We start from the raw sequence: 18,262 nt of genomic DNA, 5'->3' as shown, positions 1-18,262 counted from the left end.
TCCGGCACTCTGACGGCGGCGCAGGTCGAGGCCGTCTTACCTCGGGACCGCCCCGCCGTCATCTTCCTCCTACTCCATCTCAGCGCCACCCTCGCGAACAAATCGGATTCACCGGCGGCAACGGTCGGCCGTCCGCTCTCGGGTGCGGGTGTTGGTGTCTCGCAGTGTGAGCAGGTCGCGGAACTTCTGCTCGGCGGCCCGTTTATTCTCTTTACCCTGCGCGAGCTTTTGCTGGATGCGAGTCCGGCTGTCTCTGGCGCGATCGCCCTGCCGTTTATTCTCTTTACCCTGCGCGAGCTTTTGCTGTTTGCCGCCGACCTGAGGCATTCACCAACCAATTTGCTTACGGAACCACGGACGGGGAGTTTGAGGCATTTAGAATGCCCTCCTGCTCGGGGGTCACCGAACCAGCGTGGTGGTGAGCCGAAGGGTTTGCTGCGACATGTGCCCGGCCAGCCGTTGCAGCGGTTGGCCGGGTCTTTCTTTCTCACTTCTTACCGCGAAGCGTGCACTGAAGCATGCACCCATCGTCGTAAGTCAGTGGGCGATACAGGATTTGAACCTGTGACTTCGTCCGTGTGAAGAACGCACTCTAGCCACTGAGTTAATCGCCCAGTTCACCCACAACTCTCCAAGGGTATTGTTGTAATAACAGACTCTTGCTGCTCCGTCAAGGTTCACACGGGTGTGGGGCAGGGCCGTTTAGTTCTCGGTCTGACGTGTGGCTGTGTTTACGAGCCGGAACGCTTCGAGTGGTCGAATGGCAAATCGTCGGAGCGCGGCGGCGAAGTTGGGGAGTTCGGCCGCGGTGAGTAGGTGCGTCAGGGCGTTGCGGGTGGCGGCGAGGATTTGCGGGCCGTTGCCGCTGCGGATGCGGCTCGCATCCTCGCCGAAGGTGACGTCGCGAACCCAATGCAGGTTGTTCTCGATGGACCAGTGGGCGCGGTTCAGGGACAACAAGCGCGCGGCGCCGGCGTCGAGCGGGCGCAGGCTGGTGATCCCGTAGGAGGTCTCCTCCTCGACGCGCCCGTCGGGCCACCGGCGCACCCGGTGGATCTGGAACACCTGAGCGATGCCGGGCCACGCGGACAGGTACTTCGATAGCACCGGTGTGGCCCGCAGGGTGCGGGTCTCGACGCGACCGTGGCCCTTGTCGGTCGTCGTAACGGCGTCCTGTTCAGTCGCCCATCGGCTCTGCTGGTAGGGGGGAAAAGGCGGCCGATTCGCCGAACATGCACGCGATGTCGTAGTGCAGTGTGGGCTGATTGTCCTTGACGGTGAACAGGTACTCGCCCCCGCCCTTGGTGACGGCCTTGCACACGTCCTTCTGGCAGAACATGGCGTCCCCGGTGACCACGATCCCGGTCACCGGGAGTACGCCCAGCAGTTCCAGTGCGGCTTTGTGTTCGTTGGTCTTGCCATCGACCCGGACCTGAGCGACCACGGCGGCAACGCGGGGCGCGTACGCGGCGAGCAGATGAACCCCCGGAACGGTCCCGCCGCGGGTGCCGCGCACGGTCTTCCCGTCGAGGCACAGTTGGTCCCCGAGGTCCGGGCACCGGGCCGCGATCCACCGCCCCAGAGCGGCTTCGATGGCACCGACGTCGAGTTGGCGCAGGAGGTTGGAGAGCGTGGCCTTGCACGGGGTCTTTTTGGACCGGAACCCGAGGGCGTGTGCCAGCGGGGTGCCGTGGTCCCGTGCGAATTGGGCGATGGCTTCCAGGGAACGCATGCCGGCGAGTGTGGCGACGACCACCAGGTTGAGGATCACCGGGAGCGGGTACCGGCGCCCCGACGGATCGCGCGGATCGGGAATCGCGGCCAGAACCTCCGTCAGCGATGGCGCGGCGGCCATACCGGTCCCCCTAAAAAGGACCGGGCGAATACCCGAACTTCGCCCGACTGCCAAGACCAACGAACTAAACGGCCCTGGGGTGTGGGGTGTCGCTGTAGATTTGGGCATCGGCTTGGGGTTATTCTATTTCACCCCATTTCATGGAGTGGCAGGATGCCCACGTTGACCGTCGAATACACCACGGACGCCGAGCGGATCGAACTCGAACGGGCCATCGCCTACGTCCAAGAGATGCGGCGGTTGGGAACGACGGCCGCCCACGGCACCGTACTCGAGGCCTGCGAGACCTTTGCATTGGGCACCGGTCGCCGGCTCCTCCGTGACAACCTCGCGGCCACCGTCCAGGCTCGCGCCGACCTGGAAAAAAAGTCGCCGGGTGGCGGTCCAAAGGGCGACACCGCCGGACGGTGACGACCGCCCTCGGGCCGGTCCAACTCGACCGCGAGTACTCGTGGTGCCGAGGTCACGGGGGCACGTTCCGAGCCGACCACGCCCTCGGGATCGAGGGCTTCCTCACCCGGCAGGCGACGCGGTTGCTGGTGCTGGCGGGCGTCGAGCACTCCTTCGCGCGGGCGCAACAGGTTGTGGCGGAGTTCTGCGGCTGGCAGGTCGACGACGAGGTGATTCGTCAGGCGACCCACGCCCAGGCCAAGCGGGCGGCGGCCGCGCGCCCCGGCCGGGGCGACGCGGGGCGGTTCGCGACCGCGAAAGGCGCGGTGGAGGTGCTGATCGACGCGGGCAAGGTGAACACGCGCGACGGCTGGCGGGACGTGAAGGTCGGCCTATTTTGCAAGCGAGAAGCGGGCGCGTCGGCCACTCCCGAGGAGTGGGACACGCGCACCTTGCCCGGCCCGACCGTTCGCACGGTGCGTGCGGCGATCGAAGGGTGTGGCGCGTTCGGTACCCGGCTGCGAGAGGAATCGGATCGGCTGGGCGTGACGACCGCCCGCGATGTGACGGTGCTGGGCGACGGGGCCGAGTGGATCTGGAACCTGGCGTCGGACCACGGGCCCCAGGCGGCAGGCGTTCTGGACGTGTATCACGCCCTGGAACACGTCGGGGACGCGGTGAAGGGCACCTTCGGGGACGCGACGGACGCGGCGGACGCGCCGGCGCGAGCCGGTCGTGCGGCGTTGGTGGCCGGGGGGAAAGTCGGTCTGGAGCGGTGGCTGGCCGGGGTGCTCGCGGCGGCACCGAGCGACGTCTCGACCGCTCCGTTGCTGGGGCTGGCGGCGTACATGGCCAAGCACCCGACCCGCTTGGATTACGCCCCGCGGTTGGCACGCGGGCAGAGTATCGGCAGCGGTGCGGTGGAGGGAACGATCAAGCAAGAGGTGAACTTGCGGTTGAAGCGAACGGGCGCGCGGTGGCGGGCCGAACACGTCGGCCCGCTGGTCGAACTCCGCGCCCTGAGCCACACACCCGATTGGCAAGCGCTCTGGGCGGCGGCGTAACCGCCCAAATCTACAGCGACACCCCGGGTGTGGGTGTCCCTATTGTTTGGGGCGATTAAGGGTCCGCGTCGGCCTAAGCCCCGAGCGGCGGTTACCGACGCCACGGCTTTCACGCAGTTAGAGGTCGGGTGGTACGGCGGCGGGAAGCGGCGCGTCGAGGTTCTTGACGGCGCGTGCCACTGGTACAAGGCGGTTCAGGGCCTCGTGCCCGTGCAGTGGGTGTTCGTCCGGGACACGAGCGGCACACATCGGGACGAGTACTTCTTCACCACGGATGCCGAGCTGACGCCTTCGGCCGTCATTGGCCACTACTGCGGGCGCTGGAATATCGAAACCACGTTCCAAGAGGCCCGCAGTTGTTTGGCCCTGGAGACCACACGCGGGTGGCGCGAGAAGACTGTGTTGCGCGCCGGCTCGTGCCTGTTGGGGTTGTACTCGGTGGTCGCGATCCTGTTCCGCGCGCTACCGGCACCGACTTCTTCGATGCCGGAGCGTCAGCAGGTCCTTGTGATCGCACCCCAACTGCCGGGCCACTTGTGCGGTCGGGGTGCCCTGGCGGATGCCGCGCAGGATCAGCACTACTAATCCGCAGGTAAGCAAAGCTCCCGGCGTAGTTTCTCTGGGAAGGGCAGCTGCGCCCCTTCCCAGAGCGATCTCAGCACCAGGCGGTCGCCGCTCAATTGCTTCAGTCGGTTATTGATTTCGCGATTCAACTGAACCAAGTCACCCGGAACGAAGTTCGCCAACTGACCGTACTTGAGCCAACCCCACACGTGCTCGACCGGGTTCAGCTCCGGGGCGCCGCTCGAGCCACACCCACCGGTTCCGCGCCAGGAGCGCGCGCATCACCGGGTCCTTGTGGTTGGCCCCGCCGTCCCACACCGCGGTCACCTTCCCCGGCACCGCGCCGAGCACGCACCGTAGGAATCCGACCACCTCACCGGCCCCGAAATACCCGTCAGCGCGGGTGGACCAGCGCAGCCCCAACAGGCGGGTCCGGGGCGAGACCGTTATGGCCCCGATCACCGACACCTTGCGCCGGTGCCCGCCGTCGCCGCCGATCACCGGCGTGTTCCCGCGCGCCGACCAACTGCGGCGCACCAACGGGTTGATGAGCAGGCCCGACTCGTCGATCAGGACGATGTGGGCGTGCCCCTCGGCCGCCTTTTTTGAATCCGCGGCCAGTCCTCCGCCACCCACCGGGCGATGGCCGCCGGGTTCCGCTGACGCGCCTGGCGCGCCGGCTTCTGCGGGGTGAAGTTGCGCATCGACAACCACTCGCGCAGGTAGTGCGGGTGGAACCGCACGCCGAACGTCTTGTGGATCAGCTCGGCCACCCGGCGCGCGGTCCACAGATCCGTATCGAACCCGTGGGCTGTGGGCGGTTCGCCAACCCACCCGAGCACCTGGCGCTCCTGTTCATCGGTCAGGAACCGAGGGCGCCCGGGCGTGGACCCGGCCCTCAGCCCGTCGGCGCGGTGGCGCGACCCACTTCTTGACGGTGGCCGGGTGGACGCCCAAGAACGCGGCCACGTCCTGTTGTGCCCACCCCTCGCCCACGCGCTGAACCGCTAACCGACGACGCGCCTCCAACTCGGCCGCTGTTCCTTTACTCCTCATACCCAACAAGTTACAAACACGTTGCCACGTCAGGGACTTTGCTTACCTGCGGATCAGTAGGTGAACGGGCGAGCGGTACGTTTTCTGGAGCGGGGTGCCCGTGTAGGCATTGAACACGCCCCCCGTAGCGGCGGCACCGGCTCCCTCGACCAAGCCTCGCAGGTTGCGGCCCTCATCGACCTCACGATCCTGAGCGGCGACGACAGCCTCACGCTTCCGCTCATGAGCATCGGCGGGAAGGGTGTGATGAGCGTGGTCGGCGCCATCATCCCGCGCGACATGATGGCGCTGGTGAAGGCGTTCGCCGCGGGTAAGTTTGACGAAGCGCTTCAGTGGCACCGGAAGCTGTTCCCGCTCTGCCGCGACATGCTCGGCGTGGCGACGAACCCGATCCCTCTGAAGACCGCGATGAAGCTCCTCGGGCGCGGTAACGGCGAGATGCGCCTGCCGATGTGCCTGATCGACGCGGCCGGCGAAGCGAAGGTGCGCCAGACGCTCGTGAACTACGGGTTACTGAAGTAACGCGGTAGCTCAGGAACTGAGCCACTCTGCTTCAAGCCCGGCGCGGTCGAACCGACGGGTGTGTAGGTCGCCGCTGGCGATCAGAATGTGAAGGCGCGTCAGAAAATCGCCCCACAGCCCGGGGCGATTGCCGGTCAGACCGATGCTCCACAGCGACCGCCCGGTGCGGCCGAACCTGGTCGCCCATTCGTCGGACTGGAAGTGGCCCAACAGCCGGTCGCCGCACTCGTCGTGGGCGTTTACGGAGCTAACCAAATCAACGTAGCGATCCCATTCCGCGCCCTCTAGTTCGGACACTCCGTACCAGCCGTTCCGGTCAAAAGTCAGTTCGATCCGTTCGTCGAAGGTCAGCGGGTGCGATTGGAACCGGCTCCACGTCGGTGCATCCGAGTCGTCGTGCAACCGCAGCACCGCACCGGGCGGGAAGTAAAAGAGCCGCCAGCCCTCACTTTCAGTCTCGTTCCCGTCGCCGTCGCGCCTCGGACCGCCGTAGAGGTCGTCGTCATTCTCGTTGAGGTAGTAGAACGCGGATAGCAGGCCCGCAGGAGGTAGCTCGCGCGCGACGACACTTCCCGTGAGGTCCGCGAGGTCGATTTGCCCGAGAAAGGTGAGCGGCTTGCCGTTCGTCCAGCGCGGCCACTCGACGTCGGCCGGGAGATCCGGTCGCCCGCCGTAGCGACTCCGCGCAATCGGTGGAGCGACCACCGGAGCATCGGACGGGGTGACACGGATCGTTGGGAGCGCGACTTTCAGGAACGTCTCGATCCGATCGGCGAAGCCGTGCGTGCGTGCCGCTTCCGTGATCGTTACGCCGACAAGATCGCGCCACGGTTTCGACAACCCTTCCGACAGTGGCAGCGGTTCATCGGTGCGAACGGCTGCCAAGAACTCGCGCAGGAACGGCCCGCGCGGGTCGTCGTGCTCCTGCAACCAGTCAGCATAGACGAGCTTCGTCGTCTCGTCGGACAGGTCCGAAACGACCTGTGCGAGGATGGACGCTTCGCCCGGAAGTACCGCGGCCGGTTCGGGGAGTGCGGCGCGATCCGTCATCTTACGCCCCGTACTTGCCCAGGCGCCCGGCGTGAGCCATCGCGAGCAGCATCAGGTGCATCGCCTGGAATTGCCCCAACCCGCCGCGCAAGCACGCCCGCTCACTGAACTCCGTCACCTCGTCCGCGCGGCACATGTCCGCGAGCAGCAGCGTCGGCACCGGGTGCCACGAGTGCGACTTCATCTTGCTCGGCGTGCTGTGGTCGCCGGTCACGATGAACACGTCGGGCTTCAGCTTCAGAATGTCGGGCACGATCTCGTCGAGCTTTTCGATCATGTCCACCTTCGCGGGGAAGTTGCCGTCCTCGCCGGTGCTGTCCGTGTACTTGTAGTGCAGGAAGAAGAAGTCGTAGTCGTTCCACACTTTGGTGAGCGTCTCGACTTGGCCCTGGAGCGTCTGCCCGGGGTCGAGGATGTCCATCCCCACGAGCCGAGCCAGCCCCTTGTACATCGGATACACGGCGATCGCGGCGGCCTTCAGCCCGTACACGTCCGCGAACGTCGCGATCTTCGGGTAGGTCGCGAACCCGCGGAGCGTCGCGCCGTTGATCGCGCCCTCGCTCGCGAGCACCTTCGTCGCTTCCGCGATGAACGCATTCACCACGTCCGCGGTCTTCTGAGACGCGGCGTCCGCACCCGCGGCCTTCAGCGGAGGCACGCCAACCGCTTGCGGGTCAGTGTCGTTCACACGGTCGCCCAGACCGTCGCCGCGGATGACCAGCACGAAACGGTGTTCCTTCACCGGCTCGACGAACAGTTCCACGCCGGGAATTTTGATCGCGCGAAGTTTTTCGACCGCAGCCTTATTCTTTTCGTTCGTGGGGCGCCCGGCCCGGCGGTCGGTGATCTTCCCGTCCGCGCCGAGGGTACAGAAGTTGCCCCGGATGGCGACGTCGCGTGCGCCGACCGCGAAGTTGATGCCCAGCGCTTCCAGAATGCCGCGCCCGATGCGGTACTCGAGCGGGTCGTAGCCGAACAACCCGAGGTGTCCGGGGCCGCTACCGGGCGTTATACCCGGCAAAACCGGAATACTCAGACCTGTCACGCCGTCGCGGGCGCAGGCGTCCAGGTTCGGAGTTTTCGCGGTTTCCAGCTCCGTCAGCCCACCCGGTTGACGGGAAAGCCCGCCCAAACCGTCGGCCACGAGCAGGACGATCTTGGTTTTCGCCGGTTCGCGGAGGTCGCGAATGAGTTCGTGTATGTTCATGCGGAAGAGTTTACGCCTCGCGAATAATGACGTACAGTACGGTTAGTCCGAGGGCATTGGTCCTTGGTCCGAGTGTTTCGTTGTTGGCCCCGGGTGGGCCTTCAACCGACCTCGTATCCAGTGACCGGAGCCAGTGGCGGACGACCGACCAAGGACCAACTCATGCAACTGCCCGACGAGAACATCGAGTACCAGTTCGCGCGGCTCTTGGCCCAGCCGCACGAAACCTGGACCCCGCTCGCCGAGCTTCAACAGCAGCACTTCCTCCCGCCCGAGAAGGTGGACGAAGTGAAGCAGTGGGTCACGTCCGTTCGCGGACAGGTGGTCGCGGAGCGCGAGTTGCAGAACCCGCCGCCGAAGATGCGCCCGCTGCAACCGGGCTTCATCGACCTGCCCCAAAAACTGCTCGACGGCTACAAGCGCAAACAGGACGCGAGCGAACTCGGTAAGGTGTTGCGCCTCGCACAACAGTTGCGCGACACCGTGGACCGCGTGGTGATCCTCGGTATCGGCGGGAGCTACCTCGCGTCGAAGGCCATCTTCGACGCGCTCTGCCACTCGCACCACAACGAACTGCCCGCGAAGTTGCGCATGGGCAAGCCGCGCATCTACTTCGAGGGCAAAGACCTCGATAACGATTCGCTGCAAGACCTCTTCGAGCTGCTCGAAAACACCTGCGTCGACCCCGATATCATCGAAGAGCGGTGGGGCGTCGTCGTCATCAGCAAGTCCGGCGGCACGCTCGAAACGGCCGCCGCGTACCGCGCTGTGAAGGGCGAAGCCGCGAAGTTCTACGGACCGAAGTCCGAGATGCTCCGCAAGGTGATCGTGCCTATCACCGGAACGAAGGGCAGTAAGCTCCGCGACTTGTGTCGGGCCGACGGGTTCCCCGAAGACGACATCCTCACTATTCCCGAAGAAGTCGGCGGGCGGTTCAGCGTGTTCACCGCAGTGGGACTCCTTCCCGCGGCGGTGATGGGGCTCGATGTGCGCGCGATGCTGCTCGGCGCCGCGACGATGACGCGGCGGTTCATCGAAGAACCGTTCGACCGCAACCCGGTGCTGCAATTCGCCGCGGTGAACCACCTGATGACCGAGCGCGGCAAAACTACCCGCGTGCTGTCCGCGTGGTCGCGCAAGCTCGAGGCGGTGGGCTGGTGGTACGACCAGTTGCTCGCAGAATCGCTGGGCAAAAACGGCCGCGGCGCGACCCCGATCACGATGGTCGGCACGCGCGACCTGCACAGCCGCGGACAACAGCACCAAGACGGCACACGCGACAAGCTCATCAACAACCTGATCGTGCGGCAAATCAAGCACCCGCCGGTGACACTGGGTATGTCCGAGCGGAACGAGGACGACCTGAACCAGTTCAGCCGCAAGGGGCTGCCCGACATCCTCGACGCGGCCATCAAAGGTACGAACGAAGCCTACTCTCAGGCGGCACGCCCGACCGCGGACATCACCCTGCCGATGATCTCCGAGCACACCATCGGGCAACTGCTCCAGATGCTCATGCTGGCAACAGTGGTAGAGGGCCGGCTCAACGGCACGAACCCCTACGGTCAGCCCGGCGTGGAGGCGTACAAGGCAAACATGATGCGTGCTCTAAAGGCGACCCCGAATTTGCCGAAGGGCGAGGTCCGCGACGCCGCTAAAGGCGTGTAAAGAAAGTACGAATTCTCAGTGAACGGGTTCCGCTCATGGCTGTGAGCGGAACCCGTTCGCATTTCGGAGAACATACTTAAAAATTACAATCATTCAGGCGATCAATCAAACAGATGCAGTGTCTTGGCGTCGCGCTCGCCGGAGTAGTATTTGTCGAGCAGTTGGTCGAAGACCGAACCCGTCAGCGACACACGGGCGAACAGCGTGGCGCACGATCGCAACTTCAGGTCGTCCGGAGATCCAAAGATCTCCAGCGCGGACCGCCCGTCAACACGAAGCGCGGCCTCGGTACACGCAATGAGGCGCGGACCGAGTACGGGGTGCGCCAAGTACGCTTCGGCCTCCGCGCGGCTCTTGATCGCGTACTGCTTGGAAATGGAACTGAACCCTAGCCCGTCGAATTGCGGAAAGATGTACCACATCCAGTGCGAACGCTTCCGGCCGCTTTTGATCTCGGCGAGCGCCTGTTCGTAGTCGTCCTCTTGCACCTGCACGAAGCGATCCAAGTTGTGGGGATCGCTCGCGCGGAGTCGGATCGAATCTGCCACGGATCGGCCCTCCCGAACTCAACGACTCCGACGGCTAACAAATGCTATGCTTTACGCGCCCAGGAGTGACACATTGTTCCAGGTCTGGAAGTTGTGGGCCAACAGAGTCGCCAGTTTCTCTCGATGTTTGGTCGGCAGATCCGCGAGGCACCCGTCGATGGCACTCTGGAACCTCTTGAAGTCCTGATGGTGCCGACTGTTGAGCACGTCCTTCTTCACGAACTTCCACAGGCGCTCGATCAAGTTCAGGTTCGGCGAGTACGACGGCAGGAACAGCAGCTCGATCCCCAACTGCTTGGCCGCGTCCTGCACCAACACGCACCGCTGATACCGGGCGTTGTCCAGCACCAACGTGACGGGCACCGAGCCCGCCCGGCGCGCGATCGTGTGAAGCAACGCGCACACCGACGTGGCGGTGATGTACGTCGTGTTGATCTCCGTCACCAGTTCGTGCGTGACCGCGTTCAGCGCGCCCAGCACGTTGTACCGCTGCCGACCACTTGCCGCGCGCACGTGCAACCGCACGAAGCACCACACCCAACCCAGGAACGACGCCAATACGAAGTGCGACGCATCCACGAAGTACACCGACCGCTTACCGCTCCGCGCCTCCGCCAACTTCGGTTCCAGGTCCGCCTTTTAAAAAGTCCGCCTGCGCTCGGGCGTGTTCCTCGATCGTCTTCTTGGGCGGGACCGGGATCGGTGCCACCTTCAAGCACTTCATCCCCAGGTCGTCCTTGAGGAATTTGCGCACCCGCGACACTTTTCGTCGGACGCCCGTCAGCTCCTCGATCCGCCGCGCCGCCTCGTGAGCCGTGTGAGGCGGGTGCTTGCGGAACTCCTGTTCGATCGTTGCCGCGTGTGGCGTCAGGGCACTGGGTTGTCCCTTCCACCCGAACGACCGAATCCCATCGAGGCCCTTCGCCGCGAAGATGTGCAAGGTCCGCTGAACCGTGGACCGGGACACGTTGGCGAGTTCGGCGATGCGCCCGTGCGACTCGTTCTTGCTCTTGAGCCACAGGATCTCCATGCGCTCCTGAACGCGCGGGTCCGGGTGCCCGTACCGATCGCGCACAATCGCTTCGACAACCGACTCGGGGAACGAGTACGTGGGACGCATGGAGCCTCTCCCGGTAACGGATTACGGTGAGCACCGATCTTCCGCTACAGCACCAGGCTCCTCAAGGATAAATTGTGTCACTCCAGGGTACGCTGAGAATAACAACTTGGCCCCCGGCCCCTCCCGGCGAGCGAAACGCGCACCGAACGCGGAATTTTCCGGGCATTTTGTTCTTCGTCACTCCAAGAAACGGGCGAGAAGGCTAACATCCGTCACCAATTCCGTGAGGCCAAACTTCCCCAACAACGCCACAGCACCGAGCAGCTCCCTACATCATACACGAGGCTAGGAAAATAGTATACAAATAATCATAAATCTACAATGTATATTTCTGGACGCAACTAACGTTTCGTGTTGACCGAGTCAACTGGCGGACTCGCCCAGTTCGGCCGCGGTCTTCCAGCCGATCGACCGAAGGTACGCGGCCACCTCATCCCGACCGTGTAACTCGGACTGATCCAATGGCGTCATTTCGGCCCACACCGCGTTGACGGCCGCTCCCCGTTCGACCAACAGCTTGACCACGTCCAGGTGCCCCCAGATGGCCGCACCCACCAGGGCTTGGCACCGGACCCGCCCCTCAATCATGTGGTTGATCTCTGCTCCCCGATCAAGCATGTACCGGACCACATCCATGTGACCGTTGTTGGCGGCGTACACGATCGGTCCCTCGGGGCTAGGTACCGAGTCGGTCGAGTTCGATGGCCGGTTCACGTCAGCTCCCCGGGCCACCAGTAGCTCAATTGCCCACAGCTTGCCCCGCATGGCCACCGCACTCATCCAGTAGTCGTCCCCGGCTCCGTCGTACCGGCAGTCCGGGAAACGCTTCAGCAGTCGGGCGAACTCGGTCGCATTATCGTTTCGCAACGCGGCGTGTAGCAATTCCATCTTGTCGGCCCGGTCCATAAAGCATGTTCTCTCAGTCAGAATGGGTTGCACCCAAGCTTCAGGTGCCAATGCTACTCCTCAGCGCATGTTCGATGTGTGCGAAAGAAAACGCCAGGAATATCGAGTAGCAACGCGAAATTGCATTAATCATGATGTTTATAAAACAGTCACGGCCTTGCCCGGTTTTCCGGCGGAAGCGAGAGATGTCGGGACGACCAACGCGCAGCAGATGACGGCCAGGGCGCACGAAATAGGTGCGGTCAACGAGCGAATCGGTGGCCACTTCACCCACCACCAGCCGCGGCGACGAGCCGTTGGGTATGTTCGCGACCCGCTGAGCGGGACTGAGCGGAAGCACGGGTGGCAACTGGCCGAGCACCTGAGCGCCCCGGCGCTCGACGGGGCCGACTGGATCGCCAATGCGGTCCGCGACGCTCACATCGGCTACCTACGGGAACACCTGGGCCATCCTAACGGCGTGCGAGTGATCGACGGACCGGGTTCCTCAAGAAGGGTACGAAGTTCGGTGGCTTTGCTCGCCAATATTCAGACACCGCCAGCGCATCGAGAACGGCCAAATCAGGGTGTTCCTCGGGTACGCAACAAAGAAGGGGCGAGCGCTACTCGACCGCACACTGTACCTACCCAATGAGTAGATCAACGACGCGGATCGGCGCGATGGGGGCCGGTCTTCCCGAGAAGATCAAGTTCGCCGCCAAGGTCGTGCTGGCGCGGCACATTATCAACCGGGCAGTGGAGGCCGGGGTGCCGACTAAGTGGATGGCGGCCGACGCGGTGTACGGGTCGGGCTACCACTGCCACACAGCAGTCGAAGGGCATGAACTAGCGAGCCGTTCAGCACGTCGGTCCGCGGCAAGATCGGCTCGTCGTGTCGGTGGCCCTTCGCAAATCGCAGCCGTAATGGTGAACCTGTGACTGCGTGTATCCCTCTGCTGGAGGAGGAGGGGGGGGTACGCATGTCGCACTTCTATCGCAAGACCGCGCCGGGCGTTCGCAACGGGTGCGTGCAGAAACAGAACAATTGGGCGCTTTCACCGAGCGCGTATCGCAATACGCAGGCGCGCTTGGTGATCGACCGGCGCAAACCCGGGGAAGGGTACCGGCACCTTCTTTTGAAACGCGACATTGAGCGATTCATTGCACTGATCCCGGGCTGGGATACGCTCGCGGTCGGTTTGGACCTGTTCAGCCTCGATCGCGGGCGCCGCGGGTGCGACGGGTGGTACAATCGCGGCGCACTCGGCATCTGTGCGTGGCCCAAAGAGATGAGTTACGCGCTCGATACGGTGTGGTTCGCCGAGCACCGCTGGTTCCTTGAACGCATTGGTGCTCGGGTTGAAGACGGCGGGGCTGGGAGAGGCATCGTCATTCACTGGACGGACGCCACCGCCCGCGCCTACCAGCTCTGCCACGTCTTTCTGCACGAACTCGGCCACCACGCGGACCGCATGCACACTCACATGAAGAAGGACAACGCGCCACGCGGAGAGGGGTTCGCGGAGGATTATGCGTTCGACCTGGAGCGCGAAGTTCTGGAACGCTACTTCGCGGAGTTCGGGTTCCCAGAGTGAACGCGAGCACTGTTACGGCCGCTTCAGCTCGAACAAATCCGACGTGTGGCACCAGAACGCCCCGCCGAGGCGCGCGACCGTTTTGAGCTTGCGCGGGTCGACACCGCCTTTGCCGTCGAGCACTTCGTCCGCGACGTGAATCATCACGACTTCGCCGATCACCAAGTTCGCCGCGATCGGACCGGTTCCGCACGGAACGATCTGGCGGACGACGCACTCCAGCGCGACAGGAGCTTCGGCGAGTCGCGGGGGCTTCACTTTGGCGCTCGGGAGCGTGCTCAGGCCAGTGAGCGCGACTTCGCTCTCGTCGGGGGCGATCTCTTTAGAAGAGAGGTTCACTTTCTCCGCGAGCGGCGCGGTCGCGGCGTGAATAACAAACTCGCCGAGCTTTTCGAGGTTGAGCAGCGTGTCCTTTTTCGTGCCGTCGCGCCGGAGCGTGGGGGAGAACACGACGATGGGTGGGTTCGCACCAAACGCATTGAAGAAGCTGAACGGCGCGAGGTTCACCACCCCGGCCGGTGAGAGCGTTGTCACCCACGCGATGGGCCGCGGGGTGACGAGCCCCACGAGGTACTGGTACACGTCCGGAACGGGCGCGGTCGTCGGGTCGATCTGCATGAGCGGTCGCGTGGGTTAGCGGAAGTGGCACAAGTGGTCCCAGAGGGCATGATAGTCGATCGCCGCGAGGTCTGTTTCCTGACGCGCCCGGGGAGCACCTCGCGCGGGCGAAAAACGCACGTGGTAGGGCCGTTGAGTGGGAGAAGTGGGCCGGTACGGGAAGCACCACTCGCTCGTCAACACTCGCGGCTCGCTCGGTCTTCTTGGCAAACGGCCAGTGCGAGGTTTCTCCGGCTGTCACCGGATGGCTCGGGTGAGGTGCGAAAACAAGAAGAGCTTTGACAGGATTAACCGGATCAAGACCGAATGCGACGTTGCTTTTTGAATCCTGTCAATCCTGTTAATCCTGTCAAAACTCTTCTGCCCGTCAGCGGCGGTTGGCCTTCGCGCCGGTGCGTAGTTCCACCCGCTCGTTAACGCTCGCGGTTCGCCCAGAGACTCAGGCGAACCGCGAGTGTTAACGAGCGGGTGGGCGGCAATACCTGCCCACTTCCACTTAAACAGCCCTGCCCGTCAGCGGCGGTTGGCCTTCGCGCCGGTGCCGCTTCTCGCTATGCCGCTTCCCAAACTGTGCACGTTGTTTCGTGCGGGAGGCCCATCATGTTGCGATTTACGGTTTTGGCACTCGCGTTCTCGACTGCCCTCCCGGCGCTCGGACAACCCCCGGCACCCGCGCCGGCCGCGCCGCGGTTCAAGTGGGAGCCGGGGAAGGTGCTCGCGTACCGCGTCATTCAGTCCACGACAGTGAAGGAAACGGTTCTCGACGAGAAGACTGAGAAACCGGTTACGAGCGAGTCCGGCACGAACCTCACGCTCGTTCGCAAGTGGACCGTGAAGGACGTGGACAAAGAGGGCGTCGCGACGCTCGAAATGAGCATCAGCGAGATGAAGAGCGTGATCCGTCAGCCCGACGGCATGACGCTAACGACCGATTCGGCCAAGCCCGAAGACGCGAAGAACATGGAAGCGTACCTGAACAAGCCGATCGTTACCGTGCGGATGGACGCCCAGGGCAAGCTCATCGAAGTCAAAGATGCGAAGACCGGCTCCGCGTCGCGCCTGCAAGCAGAGTTGCCGTTCCGCCTCGTGCTGCCGGACGCGCTGCCGGACGCGGGCAAGTCGTGGGACCGCCCGTTCGGGCTGAAGATCGATCCGCCGAACGGCACCGGTGAGAACTACGATTTCACCCAGAAGTACACGAGCAAGGGCTTGAAGGACGGCTACCTCATCGTGGGCGTGGAAACGGCGCTGAAGGCCCCGCCGAAGGCGACCAGCGAGCAAGTTCCGCTGGTGCCGATGTTGTGGACCGGTGACGTGTACTTCAACACGGTCGCGGGCAAGTACCAGGCGTCGCGCCTCTCCGCGAAGGCCGAACTTGCGAACCACCAGGGCGAGGGCACCAAGTTCGTGTACGAGAGCACCTACGCCGAAGATTCGATCGACAAGTAACGCGATGTGAGTGAATGGAAACAGCGGCCGAAAGCCGGCCGTTTTCGTTTTATGGCAGCAGATCGGCTACCAGAATCACACGGTCGGCGCCGCGAGTGGGGAAACGGAGTCCGTCGGTTGCAGGACGTCGTGCGTGCGGTATGCGGTGGCGTCGAGTGCGTGCGGTAGTAGTTGCGGATCGCGGAACACGTGAAGCTGGCGCCCGTTGAGGTCGAGCACCCAATAGTCCGCGATCCCGGCCGTCGCGTACAGTTCCGCTTTCGTTGTGGTGTCGTCGGCCAGAGTGGTGTCCGCGACTTCGACAACGAGTAACGCGGTTCGAGGGTGCTCGGCATAGTCTTCGGGGCGGCCGGGAATTACGGCCACGTCCGGCTGTGGTTCGGAATCACCTGTCGCGAGCGGCCCCTGTTCGTTCACCCAGCCAATTCCCGCGAAGGCCGAACTCAGCGCCCGGGCGAGTTTGATTTTCCCGAGCTGGTGGGGCCAGTTGATCGGGCTCATTTCGAGAATCTCGCCGCGGATGAGTTCGACCCGTTTTCCGTCGAAGAATCCCAGCTCACCGAGGTGGTGGTACTGTTCGCGACTGAACCGAAATGAGCGAACGGGAATTGCGGGTGGTTTGGTCGTCACGGGAGCCTCCTCAAACACCGAGCGTAACGTCATTATTTGCCGGAGGCGAGGTCAACAATTCGGCACACATTTTCACTTCAAATACCGTACCCGCCGGATTACCCTGCAAGTTTTCTCCAGAGTGCCCACTGTCCACCTCACCTACTTCAAATATTCTCCACTTGAAACCGCGATGGCACGTACCTAGAAATGGGAGTGCCGGGATGACAAGTGCGGGTGTAACTCAGTGGTAGAGTACCTCGTTGCCAACGAGGTTGTCGTGGGTTCAAGTCCCATCACCCGCTCTGATTTAATGTGGCGCGCGAGCGCGCAAGGGCCGGGAAGTCGCGGGCTTACGGCGGGTATATAATCCCGCTGCCCCAACTTCCCGGTTTGTCGTTTTAAGGCGACTCATATACGGCACGAGTTCGGCTTCACCGACGGAGGATATTGCGATGGCCGACGAAACAACCCCAACCACCGAGGCCCCAAAGGACGACGTCACGGCGACCGCGCTCGCCGAGATCGCCGGTGCCGAAGTCGCTGCCGAGGCGGACGTTAAGCTCCAGCAGGCGGTCGAGATCAAGGACGTGGGGCCGTGCAAGAAGCACGTGAAGGTCACCGTCGATCGCGGGGCCATCGACAAGCGGTTCGATGAGAAGTTCACCGAACTGACGCGGAGCGACCAGCCGCAGGTGCGCGGGTTCCGGCCCGGCAAAGCGCCGCGCAAGATGATCGAGAAACAGTACTACGAGAGCGTCGCGGAAGAGATCAAGTCGCAGGTTCTCATGGCGAGCCTCGAACAGCTCGCGGAAGACCAGGCGATCGCGCCGCTCAGCCCGCCGGAATTCGACCCGACGCTCGTGAACATCCCGAAGGAAGGGCCGTTCGTTTACGAGTTCGATATTGAAGTGCGCCCCGAGTTCGACCTGCCCGAGTACAAGGGCATCAAGCTCCGCCGCCCGGTCCACACCTACACCGCGGACGAGGTCGAGGCCGAAAAGAAGCGGCTGCTCGAGCCCTACGGCCAGATCGTTCCGAAGGAACCGGCCGTCGTTGACCTGTTCGACACCGTGACCGCGGACGTCACGATCGCCTTCAACGGCAAGGACATCAACAAGCTCGACGAGGTCCAGGTTAAGGTCGAGCCGCAACTCGCTCTCTCCGACGGCGTCGCCACGAGCTTCGGCGCGAAGATGAAGGGCGCCAAGCCCGGCGACGTGCGCGTGGTCGATATTACGCTCTCCAAGGAAACGGCCTCGGAGCAACTCCGCGGGGCGACGGTGCAAGCGACCTTTACCGTGAAGGACGTGAAGACCACGCGCCAGCCGGAAGTGACGCAGGAGCTTCTGGAAGGCTCCTTCGGCGTCAGCACGCCGGACGCCTTCACCGAACTCGTGCAAGCGGTTCTGGACCGGCGCCTCGAGTACAGCCAGCGCCGCTCGGCCCGCGAACAGGTTCTGCAAACGATCGCGTCGGCCGCGGCGTGGGATCTGCCGCAAGACATGCTGCGCAAGCAGGCCCGTAAGACGCTCGCCCGCAAGGTCATGGAGATGCGGAACGCGGGCATGACCGACGAGCAGATCCAGGGCCGGCGCCGGGTGCTCGAACAGGACGTGCTCAAGAGCACGGCCGACGCGCTCAAGGAGCACTTCGTGCTCCAGAAGATCGCCGAGGTCGAGAAGATCGAGATCGAGGAAGAGGACATCGACGTCGAAATCGACCGCATCGCGGAGCAGTCGGGCGAGAGCTTCCGCAAGGTGAAGGCCCGGCTCGAAAAAGAAGACCTGCTGGAAGCGGTCGCGGCCGACCTGCTCGAGCGCAAGGCGCTGGACCTGATTATCACCAACGCGACCTACGAAGACTACGATCTGAAGGCGGACGAGCAGCCGGGCGAGGTCGCGACCGTCGAACAGGCCGTGCTCCCCGAGCCCGAGACGCCCGCCCCGGCCGAGGGCGAACCGAAGGCCGACAGCGCCAGTTGACCTCCTGCGTACAGTGTTAGTGACCCCATTCTTGTTTCGCCGCGACCCGGCGCGAGAGCGTAATGGCTCCGCGCCGG

General features: G+C 63.8%; 22 protein-coding genes, 2 tRNA genes and 2 pseudogenes. 10 read left to right on the top strand and 16 right to left on the bottom strand.

What is annotated here, in order from left to right; translation table 11 throughout:
* Positions 1-108 precede the first annotated feature (108 nt).
* The 4 genes from VT84_RS39865 to VT84_RS41795 all read right to left on the bottom strand — a co-directional run bounded on the left by VT84_RS39865 (position 109) and on the right by VT84_RS41795 (position 1,855).
* The gene (locus VT84_RS39865) at positions 109-327 is read right to left on the bottom strand and encodes a hypothetical protein (protein ID WP_082841911.1); all 219 of its coding nucleotides are present in this window, start codon (positions 325-327) and stop codon (positions 109-111) included.
* Between the two features lie 214 nt (positions 328-541).
* Positions 542-614 (bottom strand) — tRNA-Val (locus VT84_RS28700).
* An 88-nt stretch (positions 615-702) separates the two neighbouring features.
* Positions 703-1,266: an ISAs1 family transposase gene (locus VT84_RS41800; RefSeq protein WP_157469919.1), complete on the bottom strand. Its 564-nt coding sequence runs from the start codon at positions 1,264-1,266 to the stop codon at positions 703-705.
* Complete coding sequence (locus tag VT84_RS41795) at positions 1,178-1,855, bottom strand: ISAs1 family transposase (protein ID WP_052557863.1); 678 nt, start codon at positions 1,853-1,855, stop codon at positions 1,178-1,180. Before VT84_RS41795 ends, VT84_RS41800 begins: the two co-directional genes overlap by 89 nt.
* Before the next feature lie 153 nt (positions 1,856-2,008).
* Between VT84_RS41795 and VT84_RS28685 the strand changes: the two genes are divergently transcribed.
* The 3 genes from VT84_RS28685 to VT84_RS40305 are packed head-to-tail and all read left to right on the top strand — an operon-like array spanning position 2,009 to position 3,894.
* A complete protein-coding gene (locus VT84_RS28685; protein ID WP_082839551.1) occupies positions 2,009-2,266 on the top strand; it encodes a hypothetical protein in 258 nt (85 codons plus the stop codon).
* Positions 2,263-3,309: a hypothetical protein gene (locus VT84_RS28680; protein ID WP_082841909.1), complete on the top strand. Its 1,047-nt coding sequence runs from the start codon at positions 2,263-2,265 to the stop codon at positions 3,307-3,309. Before VT84_RS28685 ends, VT84_RS28680 begins: the two co-directional genes overlap by 4 nt.
* Positions 3,310-3,342: 33 nt before the next feature.
* Complete coding sequence (locus VT84_RS40305) at positions 3,343-3,894, top strand: hypothetical protein (RefSeq protein ID WP_204249659.1); 552 nt, start codon at positions 3,343-3,345, stop codon at positions 3,892-3,894.
* 138 nt (positions 3,895-4,032) lie between these two features.
* Here VT84_RS40305 and VT84_RS38975 read toward each other — a convergent pair whose 3' ends face one another.
* The 3 genes and pseudogenes from VT84_RS38975 to VT84_RS42500 all read right to left on the bottom strand — a co-directional run bounded on the left by VT84_RS38975 (position 4,033) and on the right by VT84_RS42500 (position 4,929).
* Positions 4,033-4,509: a transposase gene (locus VT84_RS38975; protein WP_162271878.1), complete on the bottom strand. Its 477-nt coding sequence runs from the start codon at positions 4,507-4,509 to the stop codon at positions 4,033-4,035.
* A pseudogene (locus VT84_RS28665) lies at positions 4,443-4,778 on the bottom strand (winged helix-turn-helix domain-containing protein); the annotation flags it as partial. The gene VT84_RS38975 and the pseudogene VT84_RS28665, both read right to left, overlap by 67 nt.
* On the bottom strand, positions 4,729-4,929 hold the full coding sequence (locus VT84_RS42500) for a helix-turn-helix domain-containing protein (RefSeq protein WP_157469913.1): 201 nt from the start codon (positions 4,927-4,929) through the stop codon (positions 4,729-4,731). The gene VT84_RS42500 and the pseudogene VT84_RS28665, both read right to left, overlap by 50 nt.
* A gap of 60 nt (positions 4,930-4,989) precedes the next feature.
* On the opposite strand from VT84_RS42500, the gene VT84_RS28660 reads away from it, so the two are divergent.
* Positions 4,990-5,451, top strand: coding sequence for a dihydrodipicolinate synthase family protein (locus VT84_RS28660; protein WP_239465492.1), 462 nt, complete (start codon positions 4,990-4,992; stop codon positions 5,449-5,451).
* A 9-nt stretch (positions 5,452-5,460) separates the two neighbouring features.
* On the opposite strand, the gene VT84_RS28655 is transcribed toward VT84_RS28660, so the two are convergent.
* Together VT84_RS28655 and VT84_RS28650 are read right to left on the bottom strand one after the other, a co-directional pair.
* A complete protein-coding gene (locus VT84_RS28655) occupies positions 5,461-6,501 on the bottom strand; it encodes a DUF1963 domain-containing protein (RefSeq protein ID WP_082841906.1) in 1,041 nt (346 codons plus the stop codon).
* Position 6,502: 1 nt separating this feature from the next.
* Complete coding sequence (locus VT84_RS28650) at positions 6,503-7,708, bottom strand: 2,3-bisphosphoglycerate-independent phosphoglycerate mutase (RefSeq protein WP_052556233.1); 1,206 nt, start codon at positions 7,706-7,708, stop codon at positions 6,503-6,505.
* A gap of 162 nt (positions 7,709-7,870) precedes the next feature.
* On the opposite strand from VT84_RS28650, the gene VT84_RS28645 reads away from it, so the two are divergent.
* Positions 7,871-9,376, top strand: a complete 1,506-nt coding sequence (locus VT84_RS28645) for a glucose-6-phosphate isomerase (RefSeq protein WP_082841905.1) — start codon at positions 7,871-7,873, stop codon at positions 9,374-9,376.
* 101 nt (positions 9,377-9,477) lie between these two features.
* On the opposite strand, the gene VT84_RS28640 is transcribed toward VT84_RS28645, so the two are convergent.
* From VT84_RS28640 to VT84_RS38965, 5 genes are all read right to left on the bottom strand, one after another.
* Positions 9,478-9,924: a DUF1810 domain-containing protein gene (locus tag VT84_RS28640; RefSeq protein WP_239465491.1), complete on the bottom strand. Its 447-nt coding sequence runs from the start codon at positions 9,922-9,924 to the stop codon at positions 9,478-9,480.
* 51 nt (positions 9,925-9,975) lie between these two features.
* A complete protein-coding gene (locus VT84_RS42495) occupies positions 9,976-10,542 on the bottom strand; it encodes an IS630 family transposase (protein WP_410000365.1) in 567 nt (188 codons plus the stop codon).
* Positions 10,520-11,044 carry a helix-turn-helix domain-containing protein gene (locus VT84_RS42490; RefSeq protein WP_052552795.1) on the bottom strand — a complete coding sequence of 175 codons (525 nt, stop codon included), beginning with the start codon at positions 11,042-11,044 and terminating at the stop codon, positions 10,520-10,522. Before VT84_RS42490 ends, VT84_RS42495 begins: the two co-directional genes overlap by 23 nt.
* 363 nt (positions 11,045-11,407) lie before the next feature.
* Entirely contained in the window at positions 11,408-11,950 is a 543-nt protein-coding gene (locus tag VT84_RS28630) for an ankyrin repeat domain-containing protein (RefSeq protein ID WP_052556228.1), read from the bottom strand.
* Between the two features lie 40 nt (positions 11,951-11,990).
* A complete protein-coding gene (locus tag VT84_RS38965; protein WP_157469911.1) occupies positions 11,991-12,371 on the bottom strand; it encodes a hypothetical protein in 381 nt (126 codons plus the stop codon).
* Positions 12,372-12,439: 68 nt separating this feature from the next.
* Between VT84_RS38965 and VT84_RS28625 the strand changes: the two are divergent.
* Together VT84_RS28625 and VT84_RS28620 are read left to right on the top strand one after the other, a co-directional pair.
* Positions 12,440-12,868, top strand: a pseudogene (locus VT84_RS28625) (hypothetical protein); the annotation flags it as partial.
* 41 nt (positions 12,869-12,909) lie between these two features.
* Positions 12,910-13,524 (top strand): hypothetical protein, encoded by a 615-nt coding sequence (locus VT84_RS28620; protein WP_052556224.1) that lies wholly within the window; start codon positions 12,910-12,912, stop codon positions 13,522-13,524.
* Positions 13,525-13,536: 12 nt separating this feature from the next.
* On the opposite strand, the gene VT84_RS28615 is transcribed toward VT84_RS28620, so the two are convergent.
* Positions 13,537-14,142, bottom strand: a complete 606-nt coding sequence (locus VT84_RS28615) for a flavin reductase family protein (protein ID WP_052556222.1) — start codon at positions 14,140-14,142, stop codon at positions 13,537-13,539.
* A gap of 600 nt (positions 14,143-14,742) precedes the next feature.
* On the opposite strand from VT84_RS28615, the gene VT84_RS28610 reads away from it, so the two are divergent.
* The gene (locus VT84_RS28610; RefSeq protein WP_082841903.1) at positions 14,743-15,591 is read left to right on the top strand and encodes a hypothetical protein; all 849 of its coding nucleotides are present in this window, start codon (positions 14,743-14,745) and stop codon (positions 15,589-15,591) included.
* A gap of 75 nt (positions 15,592-15,666) precedes the next feature.
* Here VT84_RS28610 and VT84_RS28605 read toward each other — a convergent pair whose 3' ends face one another.
* Positions 15,667-16,221, bottom strand: coding sequence for a Uma2 family endonuclease (locus tag VT84_RS28605; protein WP_239465490.1), 555 nt, complete (start codon positions 16,219-16,221; stop codon positions 15,667-15,669).
* A 212-nt stretch (positions 16,222-16,433) separates the two neighbouring features.
* Here VT84_RS28605 and VT84_RS28600 point away from each other — a divergent pair.
* A tRNA-Gly gene (locus VT84_RS28600) sits at positions 16,434-16,505 on the top strand.
* Between the two features lie 150 nt (positions 16,506-16,655).
* Positions 16,656-18,185: a trigger factor gene (tig, locus tag VT84_RS28595; RefSeq protein ID WP_157469909.1), complete on the top strand. Its 1,530-nt coding sequence runs from the start codon at positions 16,656-16,658 to the stop codon at positions 18,183-18,185.
* Positions 18,186-18,262 lie beyond the last annotated feature (77 nt).

Origin of the sequence: Gemmata sp. SH-PL17, assembly GCF_001610855.1 — a bacterium.
GTDB lineage: Bacteria > Planctomycetota > Planctomycetia > Gemmatales > Gemmataceae > Gemmata > Gemmata massiliana.
The sequence above is the reverse complement of the archived record's forward strand: the minus strand, read 5'-3'. Positions and strand labels throughout refer to the sequence as shown.

Excerpts from the sequence above, each read along its gene's own strand:
- VT84_RS39865 (WP_082841911.1), bottom strand. The coding sequence starts at position 327 with ATGCCTCAGGTCGGCGGCAAACAGCAAAAGCTCGCGCAGGGTAAAGAG.
- VT84_RS41795 (WP_052557863.1), bottom strand. The coding sequence starts at position 1,855 with ATGGCCGCCGCGCCATCGCTGACGGAGGTTCTGGCCGCGATTCCCGAT.
- VT84_RS28685 (WP_082839551.1), top strand. The coding sequence starts at position 2,009 with ATGCCCACGTTGACCGTCGAATACACCACGGACGCCGAGCGGATCGAA.
- VT84_RS42500 (WP_157469913.1), bottom strand. The coding sequence starts at position 4,929 with ATGAGGAGTAAAGGAACAGCGGCCGAGTTGGAGGCGCGTCGTCGGTTA.
- VT84_RS28655 (WP_082841906.1), bottom strand. The coding sequence starts at position 6,501 with ATGACGGATCGCGCCGCACTCCCCGAACCGGCCGCGGTACTTCCGGGC.
- VT84_RS28650 (WP_052556233.1), bottom strand. The coding sequence starts at position 7,708 with ATGAACATACACGAACTCATTCGCGACCTCCGCGAACCGGCGAAAACC.
- VT84_RS28645 (WP_082841905.1), top strand. The coding sequence starts at position 7,871 with ATGCAACTGCCCGACGAGAACATCGAGTACCAGTTCGCGCGGCTCTTG.
- VT84_RS42490 (WP_052552795.1), bottom strand. The coding sequence starts at position 11,044 with ATGCGTCCCACGTACTCGTTCCCCGAGTCGGTTGTCGAAGCGATTGTG.
- VT84_RS28630 (WP_052556228.1), bottom strand. The coding sequence starts at position 11,950 with ATGGACCGGGCCGACAAGATGGAATTGCTACACGCCGCGTTGCGAAAC.
- VT84_RS28620 (WP_052556224.1), top strand. The coding sequence starts at position 12,910 with ATGTCGCACTTCTATCGCAAGACCGCGCCGGGCGTTCGCAACGGGTGC.
- VT84_RS28615 (WP_052556222.1), bottom strand. The coding sequence starts at position 14,142 with ATGCAGATCGACCCGACGACCGCGCCCGTTCCGGACGTGTACCAGTAC.
- VT84_RS28610 (WP_082841903.1), top strand. The coding sequence starts at position 14,743 with ATGTTGCGATTTACGGTTTTGGCACTCGCGTTCTCGACTGCCCTCCCG.
- tig (WP_157469909.1), top strand. The coding sequence starts at position 16,656 with ATGGCCGACGAAACAACCCCAACCACCGAGGCCCCAAAGGACGACGTC.